Genomic DNA, 14,408 nt, shown 5'->3' on the forward strand with positions numbered 1-14,408 from the left:
TCTTTCATTCTAGGTGAAAAATCTCAGAGGGAAAATTAGCACGCCGTTTAGGTTGGGATTGTCGTCACGAACTCACAGAGCTTTGACATGATAGACAAAGAAAAAGCCCTCAAACCGAGGCTTGAGGGCTTTGCATTGCGAGTTGGAAAGGAGCGTATTACTTGCTCACTTTACCTAGCTTCAACCAAGTATCGATAACCGTATCTGGGTTCAATGACACAGAGCTGATGCCTTGTTCCATCAACCATTCCGCTAGGTCATCGTGGTCTGATGGGCCTTGGCCACAGATACCGACGTATTTGCCAGCTTTGGTTGCCGCATCGATGGCCATTTGCAGCATGGCTTTCACTGCTGGGTTGCGCTCATCAAATAGGTGAGCAACGTCGCCAGAGTCACGGTCTAGACCAAGCGTAAGCTGAGTCATGTCGTTTGAACCGATAGAGAAGCCATCAAAGTACTTTAAGAACTCTTCAGCAAGTACTGCGTTTGACGGTAGCTCACACATCATGATGACTTTCAAACCTTGGTCGCCGCGGCGTAGGTCGAACTTGGCTAGTAGGTCGATAACCGATGCCGCTTCGCTTGGTGTACGTACGAATGGGATCATGATTTCAACGTTCTTCAGACCCATCTCGTTACGAACGCGTTTGATTGCTTGAGTTTCTAGCTCGAAACAGTCTTCAAACACTGGAGAAATGTAGCGAGACGCACCACGGAAGCCGAGCATTGGGTTTTCTTCGTGCGGTTCGTAACCTTTACCGCCCACCAAGTTGCTGTACTCGTTCGATTTGAAATCAGACATACGAACGATCACGCGTTTTGGCCAGAATGCAGACGCGATAGTCGCAATGCCTTCGGTCAGCTTGCTAACGTAGAAGTCGATTGGATCTTTGTAGCCACGAATACGCTCAGTGATTTCCGCTTTTAGCTCATCGCTTTGCGCATCAAAGTTCAGCAACGCTTTCGGGTGAATACCAATCATCTTATTGATGATGAATTCAAGACGCGCAAGACCGACACCTTCGTTCGGAATTTGAGCGAAGTCGAATGCACGGTCTGGGTTACCCACGTTCATCATTACTTTGGTTGGAAGCAGCGGAAGCTCATCAACCGCAGAGCGTTTGATTTCGAAATCCAGCTCGCCTTGGTAAACGTAGCCCGTTTCACCTTCAGCACAAGACACAGTCACTGTCTCAGCGTCCGTCAGTTTGCTGGTGGCATCACCACAACCAACGATAGCCGGAATACCAAGCTCACGTGCGATGATCGCTGCGTGGCAAGTACGGCCGCCACGGTTAGTGACAATCGCAGACGCCTTCTTCATCACCGGTTCCCAATCTGGGTCAGTCATGTCTGTCACCAGCACATCACCATCTTGCACCAATGACATTTGGTCTAGAGAGTTGATTAAGCGCACTGGGCCTTTGCCGATACGTTGGCCAATCGCACGACCTTCAACCAAAACGTCTGCTTTGTTGCTTAGCTCGTAACGCTCAATCACGTTTTGCTCGCTTTGAGAACATACTGTCTCTGGGCGTGCCTGTACGATGTAAAGCTTGCCGTCGATGCCATCTTTTGCCCACTCAATATCCATAGGACGTTTGTAGTGCTTTTCGATGATCATCGCTTGTTTTGCTAGCTCTTTGATCTCTTCATCATTCAGAGAGAAGGCGTTGCGCTCTTCTACTGACGTATCGATGATCTCAACTTGCTTACCGATCTCTTGACGGTCTGAGTAGATCATTTTGATCTGCTTAGAGCCAAAGGTCTTCTTAACGATAGGGTGTTGACCCGCTTCTAGCATTGGCTTGTGAACGTAGAATTCATCAGGGTTAACCGCACCCTGAACCACCATTTCACCCAAGCCCCAAGAAGAGGTGATGAATACGACTTGGTCGAAGCCAGATTCCGTATCTAGGGTGAACATAACGCCAGAAGAGGCTTTGTCCGAGCGCACCATGCGTTGAATGCCTGCCGATAGCGAAATGCCACGGTGGTTAAAGCCTTGGTGTACACGGTATGAAATTGCACGGTCATTGAACAAAGAAGCGTAAACGTGCTTGGTCGCTTCTAATACTGCATCAATGCCTTTTACGTTTAGGAACGTCTCTTGCTGACCAGCAAATGACGCGTCCGGTAGATCCTCTGCAGTTGCAGAAGAGCGAACGGCAACAGAAATCTCAGGATGATTGTCTGTCAGTTCTTTGTAGTTATCACGGATATCTTGTTCAAGATCCGCAGGGAATGGCGCTTCTAATACCCATTGACGGATTTTTGCACCTGTCTCACGCAGTGCTTCTACATCCTCAACGTCTAGTTCATCAAGTAGTTGGTGAATACGTTCATCCAAACCTTCGTGGTCTAGGAATTGATTAAACGCATAAGAGGTGGTCGCAAAACCGTTTGGTACTGATACGCCAACATTGGCTAGGTTAGAAACCATTTCGCCAAGTGAAGCATTCTTACCGCCGACTTTGTCGACATCATCCATGGATAGGCCATTGAACCAGAGGGTGTTCTTTTGCATGTCTTTCTCCAGAAACATTGCAGCAATTGTAGGGGGACTTAAAGGCAAACGATTACGTATTGGCTAAAAAAAATTCTCAAGGAATTTTCAAAGCTGTGGGGAACGTAATTGCAAGCCAAATTGATTTATTAATATTATGTAAACCATCCTACTCAAATGAATTTGAAAAAATAAACAAAAATGCAAATAAATAGCCAAAGTCGTGATGTATTCTATGTTTCTGACGGAACGGCCATAACATGTGAGACATTAGGGCATGTTGTTCTGGGTCAGTTTCCTTTCATTGCTAATGAAAAAACCTTTCCTTTTGTCGAAACGCCAGACAAAGTTGCCGATGTTATTAAAGAAATTGAAATTTCCTACCAGCGAGAAGGCGTTAAGCCATTGGTATTCTTCTCAATTGTGGTACCAGAACTTCGTGAATTGCTTCGCAAAGCCCCTGCAAATTGTTATGACGTGTTAGAGAGCATTGTGCAGAAAGTAGGAGACGACATTCAAATGAAGCCACAACCAAAGCTGCAACGTTCACGCAGTGTTGGTAAAGATTCTGATACTTATTTCGACCGAATCGCTGCGATTGAATACACGCTTGCTCATGATGATGGCATCACTTTAAAAGGCTTAGAAGAGGCCGATATTATTTTGCTGGGTGTGTCGAGAAGTGGTAAAACGCCCACCAGTCTATACATGGCTATGCAATTTGGTATGCGCGTAGTGAATTACCCGTTTATCGCCGAAGACGTCAAGATGATGCGTTTATTGCCTGAGTTTGAAATCCATCGCCATAAACTGTTTGGTTTAACCATCAACCCAGAACGGTTGAATGAAATCCGCGAGAACCGCTTATCAGGCAGCGAATACGCCAGCACTGAGCAATGTAAGTTGGAGCTTGATACGGTAGAAGCGCTGTTCAGAAGAGAAGCTATCCCTTACATCAACACGTCATCGCTGTCGGTGGAAGAAATCACCACGCGTATATTAGAAAGAGCAGGAATGAAACGTCGCCTATTTTAAGGACATTTCCGGATATTACTTGAGTACAGAACTTAACAAGGTGCCGATAGCCAATATCGGCACCTTGTTTTCTTATGGGTGTGTCTTTTTATGGAGATCTTGCCTCAATTCATAGCGTTGATACTAAGTAAGCTGGGAGCCTTAACGGGTTTTGATCATTTGTGGTTTGCCTGCAATGAAAGCGATGCCAGTCCATACCAAGGAAATCGCAAATAGGAAAATCAAAGGCTCTTGCCAAGAATGAAAGGATTCATGCAAAAAGCCGAAAATCATCGGGCCGGTGGCGGCAAATAAATACCCGACGCATTGCGCCATACCGGACAGCGCAGCCGCTTGGTGTGCGTCGTGCGTGCGTAAGCCAACAAAAGACAGGCTAAGAATAAACCCGCCACCAAGACTAAACCCGATCGCAATGACCCACACCACAGCAAGCTGAGGCAATAGCATTAACCCGATAAGCCCCAATGCAGCACAAGCTGAAATCATGCTGCTTAAACCGCGTTTGTCTTTCATTCTGGCCATAAGAGGGATAAGAACCAAAGCAGGAACAGCAGTGGCAAGTTGAAGCACCCCATGTAAGACGCCGGCTTCATTTTCTGAATAACCTTTTTCAAGCAATATGCTTGGTAACCAGCTTACGAAGATGTACATCATAAAAGAATTAAGCGCGAGGTAAGCCGTGATCTGCCATGCTGCGAGTGTGCGCCAAAGGTAATGATGACCTTCCAATGTGGTGGTATCTGCCGTTGGTCGAGTATGTTGGTGTACTTGCGGTAGCCACAGCACAATCGCAAGAACTGGGAAAATCAAGACGCTAGCCAATGACAATCCCCAGTGTGGGATTTGGTCAATATGCCATTTGGTTGCCCAATCCATGATCGGATACGCTGCGCTTGCACTGAATGTTGATGCGACGCCCATCATCAAGACATACATAGAGGTGAGTGTCGTGACCTTATGAGGAAAATCTCTTTTCAGTAGGCTGGGTAAAAGTACATTCCCAAAAGCAATGCCAATGCCAATGCCAATCAACAGAGTGCCAAGGTAAAGCATAGTAACTGCCCCAAGTGAGCGTAGGATAATCCCGAGAGAGATAACCACGAGCGCAAACATCAATGCTGGTTCTAGCCCTACTTTACGCGCAACGCCTGACGACACTGGAGAAAATACTGCAAAGGCGATCAAAGGCAAGGTTGTAATAAAGCCAGCGAAAGTGGGGGAAAGTCCTAAGTCTTTAGAGATGAAATCAAGAATGGGACCAACCCCGGTGATTGGTGCTCTTAGCGTGCTCGCGATAAGCATAATGCCAAGAATCAGGAGCAGAGGATGATTGAGCTTTACTTTATTTTTATGTGACATAATGTCGCCTCCTAGATAGTGGCGTCATAGTACGTCTTCGATTAGAATCTGAATTTATTGATATTGACATATTATTGCTAAAAACAGACAAATATGGCGAACCCCCTTCCTAGCTCTTACTTTGACTCCGATGACTATCACCAAAAAGTGGTTGCGCTACGGATGCATGAAATCGAGCAAGATGAAGTGCCTTACCATCAGCATCGCAAGGGGCAATTGATCATGCCTTTGACCGGATTTGTAAAGAGTCAGATAGAAGATGCGATTTGGATGGTGCCAAATCATTGCGCGGTGTGGATTCCGAGCCACATTCCCCACAATAATGATATTGCGGCAAATACTGATATTTGCATGCTGTTTGTCGATCTGGTTATTCAAGGTTTACCCAATAAAACGTGCACCTTATCGGTTTCTCCTTTATTGCGAGAGTTAGTCATAAAGCTTGCCAGCGAAGAGAAAGATTATGATGAAGCAGGACGAGTTGGGCGTTTAGCTCAAGTTTTAATCGATGAACTTATTAGCATGCCGACAGAGCGGTTTGATTTTCCAATTCCGAGAGAGCCGAGACTCAATAAATTAGCGTATTGGATGATTGATGATCCGAACAATCAAATACACATTGGTCAATGGGCGAAATCATTGGCGATGAGCGAGCGCACTTTAGCAAGGTTGGTTCAACAAGAATTGAGTATGACGTTTGGCCAATGGCGAGCGCAATTACATGCGATTGTCGCGATACAAAAACTGTCGAAAGGAGAAAGTGTTCAGCGAATTTCCGAAGATTTAGGCTATGAGTCGGTTAGTGCGTTCATCACTTTTTTCAAAAAATTATTAGGTAAACCTCCTGCTCAATATATGAAAGATTTCCGTTGATGTCAGAGAGCAATTCATATCAACGAGATAGTGAGTACGCCTTGAGGAGGCATAGTATTCGCCCCCTCATTGGTTGCAGATTATGTCATGCTTCTATTGACCTTTTACTTAGGTGATCAGTAAAACTCAAACATCTTTTGCACGGCTTGATAATCTTTAGTTTGTGTCAGAGACAACATCAATAAAATACGAGCTTTCTGAGGGTTCAATGTACCAGATGCAACGAAGCCATATTTATCGTCGTCAATTTCAGCATCTAGGGTAGTAGAGCCAGTAGGCGTGCGAGAGCTGCGAACAACCATGATGCCATCTTTACTCGCCTTTTCTAACTCATCAAACACGCTATGGTATAAGTTCCCATTGCCCACACCAGCACTGACAATACCATCAAACTTCGCATCAACTAACGCTTTGACTGGCAAATTAGACGCGTTGGCGTAGTTATAAACAATGCCCACTTGAGGCAGTTTATCAAGTTTAGATACGTCAAAAGTGGTTTCAGTAGTGTGTTTGCGCTCTGGACTTCTTTGATATTTCGCGTCGCTGTTATGAATGTAGCCAAGTGGACCAAAGTTCGGTGATTGGAACGTGCTGACCGAAGTGGTGTTGGTCTTAGTGACATCACGGGCATCAAATATGGTGTCGTTCATTGCGACTAAAACGCCGCGGCCTTGTGAGTCTTCATCTGTTGCGGTCACAACGGCATTGTAGAGGTTCACTGGGCCGTCTGCGCTCATCGCGGTAGAAGGTCGCATCGCGCCAACGATGACGACGGGTTTGTCGCTTTTTACGGTGAGGTCAAGAAAGTAGGCTGTCTCTTCTAATGTATCCGTACCATGAGTAATGACGATACCGTCGACATCATCTTGCGCGAGCAATTCATGGACGCGCTTCGCTAATTTCAACCATACCTCGTCATTCATATCTTGAGAACCGATACTGACAACTTGCTCACCAGAGATATCTGCAATCTTTGTCATGCTAGGCACCGCGTTGATCAGAGAATCTACTCCGACCTTACCAGCTGTGTAGCTGGATTCAGTGGCTGATTGTCCAGCGCCAGCAATCGTACCACCAGTCGCAAGAATCTTTATATTCGGAAGATCCGACTGAGCAAATGATAAAGAGCTGAAGCACAAACCAAGTGTTATCGCACTGAGGCGGAAAAGATTTTTCTTCATAGGGATCACCTGTTTTTGGGTTAGATGTTGGGGGAAGCGTTATCTATCCTAAAAACAGTACGGTAGATTTTTTGAGCACAACCTCACCAATTTACAGATAAAAATAGTGATCAACCAAGCACTTAAAGAATATCAAATCAGATGGTTAACGTAATCGACGTGCTTGATTAACAAGTGAGCCTTTCCAGTAATCTGGTCAACAATTGATTAATCGTAATTGATTCATTAGTAAATAAAGAAGCGCCGTTGTACCACTGGTCGGGAACAGGAAGTGGTAGAGCAGTTCCGCCTAACCAAAGTTCCGTGTAGTTCTAATGGTCTGTGCTTCAGTTAAATACAGGTTGAAGTTTTTGCAATTGGGATGACTGGCTTGATTGTACGTACTCAAGGAAGTCTTGTTTTGGTATAGGCTTTGAAAAGTAGAACCCCTGAATGTTATAGAACTCAAGCTCATGTAACACTCTCAGTTGAGAAGGATCTTCCACACCTTCGACTATGACCGACATATTTAAGGTTTGCGAAAGAGTATGAATGGCTTCGAGCAAAGGCTGGATGGTATGTCCGTTACTCAAGTTGTTCACAAAGACACGATCGATTTTTATGATATCAAATGGGTACTGAGTGATGAAATCTAAGCCTGAGTAACCGGTACCAAAATCATCAACAGCAATTCGGATACCGAGCCTTGATAGGCGGTTCAAGTGTGCACGCAAGGTCAAGAATTCGTCATCATTGAATATAGCCTCTTCGGTAATTTCAAACACCAAACGTTCACTAGCTAGATAGTGATACTTCAATCGAGACTCGACTTCATTAATAAAATCTCCTCGAAGTATCAAAGAGCGACTCACGTTTACACTGATATAGCGCTCACTGAACATGATTTTGTTTTCGCTGATCATGGTGATTGCATTGTCTAAAACCAAGTAAGTGATTTGGTCTATCAAACCGACTTTCTCTGCCAAAGGAATAAAAATACCCGGAGAGATAAACCCTTGTACTGGATCGTTCCAACGGACTAATGATTCTCCACCAATTACAGTTCTATCTCGCTGATCGACAATTGGTTGGTAGTGCACGCTCAAATTACGGCCTTTTATAGCTTGTGTTAGTGAGAATTCTAAACTGTTTTTGGCAAACTTCTTTGATGAGAAAAATAGGTGTATGACCAGAGCACAAGCCATGCCTAATAGTCCGATCCAGAGTTTGCTTGCCAAGTATTGCCAATAAAATGGAAAGCCTATTGTTGAGTAGACGGTAAATGGTAATAGTTTGGATGTGGCTTGCTCTTGCCTAAGTTCATTTTGAGTGATGGTGTTTATCGCCGTTCTATCAATGATGTCGATACGATAATGCATGTCACCAAAGCGGAAGATATCGGCAACCAATATTTGCAAGACTTGTTTTGGAAAGACGACGCTGATACCTCGATCTTTTTGTTCAGTGAAGAAAAGGATCAAGGCTTGATTGTTGGTAAGTGCCCTTTGAGTAAATGATAACGTAGCATGTATGTCGCTATCTCCCAAACGATTCAATATGCTGGAATAGATACGAAAAGAAGGATGTCGTTCACTACTGGTACATAGAGCATTGCCATTCTGATCGAACGTAGAGATATCTTTCGCCATTCCTAAGCTAAAGATGCTTGTTCGTAAGTCATGAATTAGTTCATCGCATGATTTAAGGAAGTACTTGTCATCTAACAAAGGGAGCAATTGCTGCACATTATCGCGCAACTCAGTTTCGATCGCCGAAACTGCTTGTTCTGTGAGCTTTTTATGATGTTGATTTGCGAGGGGGATAAAAGCCAACATTGAAATCGTAAATGATAGTAGGCCAACACCGACCAACTGAAAATTATTATTCCACTTCTTAGACATTGTTTTAAAGAATTGATTGGTCACAGAATTAAATCGTGCAAGCAGGTAATGACATAAAACTATCTTAACCGTCTCAGTTTTAGGATTTGGTCAGCGTAAACTGTGATCGCTATCTTATAAAATATAGCTAAGTTACTATTTTAAAATAAAAAATGTCGATTTCATTCACCTTTTTTAAAGCTTAATGCATGTGCATGCATGAACGCTTTAGAGCGGTTTTTACCATTTCATTCAGTAGATAATCATCAAAAAATGACTTACACAAAATGCGATGGAAACGCACATTTTTTCACGAGTGCTCTGACAATGTCCTAACGAAAACACAAATAACTTCGATTAATTTAGTCTCGGCAAACGTTTTCGTTGTGTGATATTCCACTATCAAGAGGTTAGAGAAATGATCGCGAAAATTTACTCTGTTAAAGTGACTTGTCCGTGCTGTGGTGAGCTGCATACTCAACAATCGAAAGATTGGTTTATTGACCGAACTACACCGTTCTTAGTTGGGGAGGGATATGACTTCCACTGCGGCTGTGGGCAGGAAGTTGAATTTTCTTTTTTGGCTCAACAACACGGTTCGATTGTCAGGCCGATGAGTGATTTAGGTATTTGATACGAGAAACCTACAAGCATTCTTTTCTGCAACACTGGTTCGATGTATCTAACGATAAATAAGTTAAAAAAAAGCGGCTTTACCCCGGAAAAGATAAAAAGCCGCTTGCTAATATAACCAAGTACTTAATGTGACTTGGATATAGACGTGTTAATCCACGTCTTAACGCATAATCATTTGCTCGCGACCAGGACCAACAGAAACCATTTTCACTGGCACGCCCATTAGTTCTTCAATACGTAGAACGTATTTTTGTGCCGCAACTGGTAGCTCTTCGAATTTACGGCAACCAGTAATGTCTTCGCTCCAGCTTTCCATCTTCTCGTAGATTGGTGCTAGAGCAGCCGTTTGAGGCCAAATTGGGTTTTCGCTGTGCTCGCCTTCGTAACCAACACAGATTTTTAGATCTTTAAGACCCGTTAGACAGTCTACTTTGGTCAGAGCGATTTCAGTCGCTGCTTGAAGCTCAACGCCGTTCTTAGTCGCTACTGCATCAAAGTAACCCATGTCACGTGGACGACCTGTTGTCGCGCCGAATTCACCCGCTAGTTCACGGAATGCATCTTGCTCTTCCATTGCAGTGATTAGCGTACCAGTACCTACTGATGAGCTGAACGCTTTTGCTACTGCAATAACACGCTCTGGACGCAGAGCAGGAAGACCACTACCGATACCTGCGTACATAGACACAACGTTTGAAGATGTTGTCCATGGGTACTCACCGTAAACAAGGTCACGGCCCGCACCTAACTGTGCTTCGAACAGTAGAGTTTGGTCTTTTGCTTGCAGCTCTTTTAGTGGAAGCGTTACGTTGCAGATAGCATCACGCCAAGGAGCTGATACTTCTAGCAACCAGTTCGCCATCTCTTCTGCGGTTTGCTCGAATTCGAACGTTGGGTAAAGTGCACGTAGTTGTGGAAGTTTCCAGTCCATCCAGAACTTGATGCGTTCTACTAGAACTTCTGGTTGTTTCAACCAACCAACTAGGATGCCTTTTTTCATCACACGGTCACCGTATGCAGGTGCAATACCTTGACGAGTTGAACCGTATGCTTTGTCGCCTAAGCGTTGTTCTTCTAGCGTATCTTCTAGTGCGTGCAGAGGTAGGCACAGTGTTGCGCGATCAGAGATGCACATGTTCACTTTAACGCCCGCTTCCGCGACTTCCGCAATCTCCTCAGACAGCGACGCAGGGCTGATAACCATACCCGGACCTAAAACTGCCAAACAGTCAGGGTTGAAAACGCCACTTGGTAGCTGGTGCAGCTTGAACGTACCTAGGTCGTTAACTACGGTGTGACCCGCGTTGTTACCACCTTGGAAACGAATGCTTGCAGAAGCTTGCTCTGCCAAAAAGTCAACGATGCGGCCTTTGCCTTCATCACCCCAGTTTGCACCCACAACAACGATAGACGACATAATTCATTCTCCAAAAACAGACCGGAAAATCTTAGGATGCTCGCATGAATAAGAGAAATTAATTATACTCATTAACTTGATAAGAAAGTCATATCGGGTAATTTTCTATGTTGGATTTGAACTGGTTACGTACGTTTGTCACCTTGGCAGAAGTAAAACATTTCGGAAAAACAGCGATTGAACTGCACATGACGCAGCCAAATGTCAGTCTTCACATCAAGCAACTAGAACAAGCCACTCGTACCAAGTTGATAGAGCGCAACCCTGTACAACTGACTCAGGCGGGTAAGCGGTTATTAGACACTGCCGAACACATGTTGAATGAGCTGCAAATCTGCCAATCCGATCTCAATGCCATTAATGACTTAACGCAAGGAACGCTCTCGATTGCGGCGAGTGACATTGTCTCGCGTCTGTTACTTATCAAGCCATTCCAGCAGTTCAAAAACGAGTATCCTGGTATCGACTTAGCACTGTTCAACACCACTTCATCGCAAGCGGTGGATTTGGTAAAAAGTGCTCGTGCTGACATCGGTTTTGTTATTGCGCAGAAAGAGAGTCAACCACTGCACTTTACGTCGCTGACCCAGATTCATTGGTGTGCCTTCGGTGACAATATTTTTGATTGGCGAGACAATAGCGAAGAAAACCAAACGCTGATTTTGCTCGGTCACGATACCCGAACGCGTGAGTTGATTGACGCGTCTCTGCCAGAGCTAAACCTGCCAAAACATAGAGTCATGGAAGTGGGCAGTGTAGAGGCTCAAATTGATTGGGCAGAAGCCGGATTCGGAACCGCAATTGTGCCGGACTTCTCCCTCGATCCAAGATTGAAACTATCAAGAAAAGTGACGCCGTTACCCAGCTTCCCCAACACCGATTTTGGCTACATTGTTCGCCAAAACCAAGTGCTGTCCAAAGCCGCAAAACAGCTCCTAAAATGGGTAGCTGAGAATGTGTCTGTGGTAGAGGTTTAACGGTATGCAAGACACAACGATTACTATCCCTCTACCATCTTTGATTCATCGAATTGGTGGTGACCATGCTAAGCGAGCCAAAGCTATAGCCGCAGAGAACAAGTGCGAACTGAAGCGCATTCGACGCTCGCGTAATTGGCAAATCGCTGGAGAGGCTTTGGATTTAAAAGCGTTCCTCGACCATATCAAAGCAGAAGAATCTGAGCCGATGCGATTTGTGATCAACAAAATGGAAGTTGGCCTGGCTAAGCACCGCGATAAGCTTGAACCTTTGGAAGCCAAGCTGATTCGATTCGTCTTGGAGAATCCAAACATTACTTTGGCGGAGCTAATGTCGGAAACCAACTGTACCATCGCCCAAGCTCGAACGGCACGTTTCGACGCAGAGATGCTATAAACCTGAAAGTTTCTTCTCCTATTCCCTGTCTATATAGGTAAGCGATTGATTATCAAACATCGGATAACGTAGAGAGGGAAGGTTATGAAGCTGATATTGAAACTGTTGAGCGTATTCTTCATTTGGGGGAGTTTGACGCTTCCTGCTTTCGCTCTTGATCCTGTTTATAGCGACTTTCTCGGTAAAGCGATTCGTGGCTATGACCCTGTCGCCTACTTCACTCAATCAAAACCAGTCAAAGGTGACAGCGACTTTACTTACCGTTGGAATGATGCCAAATGGTACTTTTCATCGGCTGAAAATCGAGATGCATTCGTGAAAAATCCTGAGAAATTTGCACCGCAATATGGCGGCTATTGTGCTTGGGCAGTGAGCAAAGGCTATACCGCCAAGATAGACCCCAATGCGTGGAACATTCACGATGGAAAGCTCTACCTAAACTACAGCAAATCCGTTCAAGCCTCTTGGCAACAGGACATTCCGGGCAATATTGCGAGCGGGGATAAAAACTGGCTGAAGTTACTTGCAGAATAACGAAGTCTAACAAGATAAAAGGTCGCTATTACTGCGACCTTTTTCAATTTTGGTTCCATGAAATGGAGCATTACCACATCAGATCGTCTGGTACTACGAAATCTGCGTACGGGTCATCTTCTGCAGGGATATCCGCTTCTGGTTCTTTCTGTTCGATGATCACAGACTCGTCACGTTGAGCAATCTTGTTCGCAACAGGACGAGGAATGACCACATAGCTTTCACCAACGATGACGATTGCCAAGATGCCTTTGATCAACTGATCACGGACAAGTGAATCGACATAGAGAGATTTCACTAGCGTGCCGTGAGTGAAATTGTATTTGATGTCACCATCTTTCAAATCAAGCTTGTTCATTTCGATCAGCTGAATGATTTGCGCTTTAACTTCTTTGCTCAAACGCTCGTTGTTTTGCTGCTCGCTAAGTTGCTTGTCACGTTCTAACTGCTGACGTTTGTTCTCTTCAACCGCCGCTTTTACTTCGCGGGCTTGAACGCGTGATTTTTTAGAGCCTTTCTTAGCTTTCTTCAGTTTTTTCTCGTTAACCAAGCCTGCTTTTAGCATCTGCTCTTGAAGGGTAAGTTTTGCCATGTTCTATCCGGTTAGTGCGCAATTTTGTGCATTTTAACCAGTCAGAAGACGCAAAGGAAGAGGGAGAAGTCCTTCTCATTGATATTGAGTTCGCTAAGGTAAGGAGAACAATCGAAATGAGCAATGGTTAAAATATAGAACTTGATTCGATAAAAAATAGTAAAAATAAAGAGACTATCATTCTGTAATATAATTGAGTAATTATTAGATAATTCAAACGGCCTTTACTTTAGTGTGCTTATTGTTATTTATTCTTTGATTTATTGTGAGGTTGATAATATTAGTAATCATTGATGTAGTTGATTTGTATTTTGTTGGTTTTAATTTTGTCGATGTCAGTCACAAAAAAAAGGCAGAGGAAAAAAACTCAATTTATGATCCTTTACCATAACTCGATAACCCTCATCGTTGAAATCTATTATTTGTAATGATCGATATATTGCTGTCCTTTCCGACCAATGTGTTCTTTGTGCCGTTTGTTTTTCTTCTTTTGATTATGTGCATTGATCTCATCTTTAATGTTGTAGATGTGGCGGTCGCAGATATCGATTTATTTGAATCGGGAAATCTATTTAGTGGTGGGCTCTTATTGCCCCCTATATTATCTAAAGTCCCACTAGCGGTGGGCCTGTGCGTGAGTTTCTTCTTTGCCACTATTCTGTCTTTCTATTTTTCTTCTTTTATAGATCAATACATTAGCACTACTACAGCGATGATTGCGAAAGTCGTTTCTATCCCTGTTAACTTCTATTTGTCTTTGTATATTAGTGCCAAGCTATTAAGCCCATTAGCGCCACTCTTTGATAAGAGTAAGGCGTTTGCAAAGGTCGATTTTGTAGGGATGAAAGCAAAAGTGCACAGTGGTGAAGTGAATGCTCAACGCGGTGAAATTATTGTCCATCATAATGGCAGTGAATTCTTACTGGATGCCCGAATATTAGAGTCGGATGCACCCATTGAATATGGTAACGATGTCGTAATCGTTTCTCTAAATAAACAAAAAAAATATTACATTATTAATCAGTAGCTAGAAAATTAAGGA

Annotated in this window: 13 protein-coding genes; 7 read left to right on the top strand and 6 right to left on the bottom strand. The window is 43.9% G+C overall.

Annotated features, from left to right (window positions below):
* Positions 1-157 precede the first annotated feature (157 nt).
* The gene (gene ppsA, locus VJL_RS06655) at positions 158-2,527 is read right to left on the bottom strand and encodes a phosphoenolpyruvate synthase (protein ID WP_038876652.1); all 2,370 of its coding nucleotides are present in this window, start codon (positions 2,525-2,527) and stop codon (positions 158-160) included.
* A 180-nt stretch (positions 2,528-2,707) separates the two neighbouring features.
* Between ppsA and ppsR the strand changes: the two genes are divergently transcribed.
* The gene (gene ppsR / locus VJL_RS06660; RefSeq protein ID WP_038865048.1) at positions 2,708-3,541 is read left to right on the top strand and encodes a posphoenolpyruvate synthetase regulatory kinase/phosphorylase PpsR; all 834 of its coding nucleotides are present in this window, start codon (positions 2,708-2,710) and stop codon (positions 3,539-3,541) included.
* Positions 3,542-3,682: 141 nt separating this feature from the next.
* Here the strand turns inward: ppsR and VJL_RS06665 are convergent, their stop codons facing one another.
* Positions 3,683-4,900: an MFS transporter gene (locus VJL_RS06665; protein WP_038876653.1), complete on the bottom strand. Its 1,218-nt coding sequence runs from the start codon at positions 4,898-4,900 to the stop codon at positions 3,683-3,685.
* Between the two features lie 93 nt (positions 4,901-4,993).
* Here VJL_RS06665 and VJL_RS06670 point away from each other — a divergent pair, with 93 nt between their 5' ends.
* Positions 4,994-5,773: an AraC family transcriptional regulator gene (locus VJL_RS06670; protein WP_038876654.1), complete on the top strand. Its 780-nt coding sequence runs from the start codon at positions 4,994-4,996 to the stop codon at positions 5,771-5,773.
* A 116-nt stretch (positions 5,774-5,889) separates the two neighbouring features.
* Here VJL_RS06670 and ansB read toward each other — a convergent pair whose 3' ends face one another.
* Positions 5,890-6,954: an L-asparaginase 2 gene (gene ansB / locus VJL_RS06675; protein ID WP_038876655.1), complete on the bottom strand. Its 1,065-nt coding sequence runs from the start codon at positions 6,952-6,954 to the stop codon at positions 5,890-5,892.
* A gap of 326 nt (positions 6,955-7,280) precedes the next feature.
* Entirely contained in the window at positions 7,281-8,834 is a 1,554-nt protein-coding gene (locus tag VJL_RS06680) for an EAL domain-containing protein (RefSeq protein WP_439654151.1), read from the bottom strand.
* A gap of 397 nt (positions 8,835-9,231) precedes the next feature.
* Between VJL_RS06680 and VJL_RS27775 the strand changes: the two genes are divergently transcribed.
* Positions 9,232-9,447, top strand: coding sequence for a hypothetical protein (locus VJL_RS27775; RefSeq protein ID WP_080774341.1), 216 nt, complete (start codon positions 9,232-9,234; stop codon positions 9,445-9,447).
* A gap of 162 nt (positions 9,448-9,609) precedes the next feature.
* Here VJL_RS27775 and VJL_RS06685 read toward each other — a convergent pair whose 3' ends face one another.
* Positions 9,610-10,866 carry an adenylosuccinate synthase gene (locus VJL_RS06685; RefSeq protein WP_005439252.1) on the bottom strand — a complete coding sequence of 419 codons (1,257 nt, stop codon included), beginning with the start codon at positions 10,864-10,866 and terminating at the stop codon, positions 9,610-9,612.
* A 107-nt stretch (positions 10,867-10,973) separates the two neighbouring features.
* Between VJL_RS06685 and VJL_RS06690 the strand changes: the two genes are divergently transcribed.
* From VJL_RS06690 to VJL_RS06700, 3 genes are all read left to right on the top strand, one after another.
* Positions 10,974-11,843, top strand: coding sequence for a LysR family transcriptional regulator (locus VJL_RS06690; protein ID WP_038876659.1), 870 nt, complete (start codon positions 10,974-10,976; stop codon positions 11,841-11,843).
* A gap of 4 nt (positions 11,844-11,847) precedes the next feature.
* The gene (locus tag VJL_RS06695; protein ID WP_038876661.1) at positions 11,848-12,240 is read left to right on the top strand and encodes a ribosome recycling factor family protein; all 393 of its coding nucleotides are present in this window, start codon (positions 11,848-11,850) and stop codon (positions 12,238-12,240) included.
* Positions 12,241-12,324: 84 nt separating this feature from the next.
* Positions 12,325-12,774 (top strand): YHS domain-containing (seleno)protein, encoded by a 450-nt coding sequence (locus VJL_RS06700; RefSeq protein WP_038876663.1) that lies wholly within the window; start codon positions 12,325-12,327, stop codon positions 12,772-12,774.
* Positions 12,775-12,844: 70 nt separating this feature from the next.
* On the opposite strand, the gene VJL_RS06705 is transcribed toward VJL_RS06700, so the two are convergent.
* Positions 12,845-13,366, bottom strand: coding sequence for a DUF2058 domain-containing protein (locus VJL_RS06705; protein WP_038876665.1), 522 nt, complete (start codon positions 13,364-13,366; stop codon positions 12,845-12,847).
* 469 nt (positions 13,367-13,835) lie between these two features.
* Here VJL_RS06705 and VJL_RS06710 point away from each other — a divergent pair, with 469 nt between their 5' ends.
* A complete protein-coding gene (locus tag VJL_RS06710) occupies positions 13,836-14,393 on the top strand; it encodes a DUF1449 domain-containing protein (protein ID WP_227741121.1) in 558 nt (185 codons plus the stop codon).
* Positions 14,394-14,408 lie beyond the last annotated feature (15 nt).

Origin of the sequence: Vibrio jasicida CAIM 1864 = LMG 25398 (assembly GCF_000400365.1) — a bacterium.
Lineage (GTDB): Bacteria > Pseudomonadota > Gammaproteobacteria > Enterobacterales > Vibrionaceae > Vibrio > Vibrio jasicida.

Bases quoted from the DNA above. Each gene is read 5' to 3' on its own strand.
- ppsA (WP_038876652.1), bottom strand. From the start codon at position 2,527: ATGCAAAAGAACACCCTCTGGTTCAATGGCCTATCCATGGATGATGTC.
- ppsR (WP_038865048.1), top strand. From the start codon at position 2,708: ATGCAAATAAATAGCCAAAGTCGTGATGTATTCTATGTTTCTGACGGA.
- VJL_RS06665 (WP_038876653.1), bottom strand. From the start codon at position 4,900: ATGTCACATAAAAATAAAGTAAAGCTCAATCATCCTCTGCTCCTGATT.
- VJL_RS06670 (WP_038876654.1), top strand. From the start codon at position 4,994: ATGGCGAACCCCCTTCCTAGCTCTTACTTTGACTCCGATGACTATCAC.
- ansB (WP_038876655.1), bottom strand. From the start codon at position 6,954: ATGAAGAAAAATCTTTTCCGCCTCAGTGCGATAACACTTGGTTTGTGC.
- VJL_RS06680 (WP_439654151.1), bottom strand. From the start codon at position 8,834: ATGTCTAAGAAGTGGAATAATAATTTTCAGTTGGTCGGTGTTGGCCTA.
- VJL_RS27775 (WP_080774341.1), top strand. From the start codon at position 9,232: ATGATCGCGAAAATTTACTCTGTTAAAGTGACTTGTCCGTGCTGTGGT.
- VJL_RS06685 (WP_005439252.1), bottom strand. From the start codon at position 10,866: ATGTCGTCTATCGTTGTTGTGGGTGCAAACTGGGGTGATGAAGGCAAA.
- VJL_RS06690 (WP_038876659.1), top strand. From the start codon at position 10,974: ATGTTGGATTTGAACTGGTTACGTACGTTTGTCACCTTGGCAGAAGTA.
- VJL_RS06695 (WP_038876661.1), top strand. From the start codon at position 11,848: ATGCAAGACACAACGATTACTATCCCTCTACCATCTTTGATTCATCGA.
- VJL_RS06700 (WP_038876663.1), top strand. From the start codon at position 12,325: ATGAAGCTGATATTGAAACTGTTGAGCGTATTCTTCATTTGGGGGAGT.
- VJL_RS06705 (WP_038876665.1), bottom strand. From the start codon at position 13,366: ATGGCAAAACTTACCCTTCAAGAGCAGATGCTAAAAGCAGGCTTGGTT.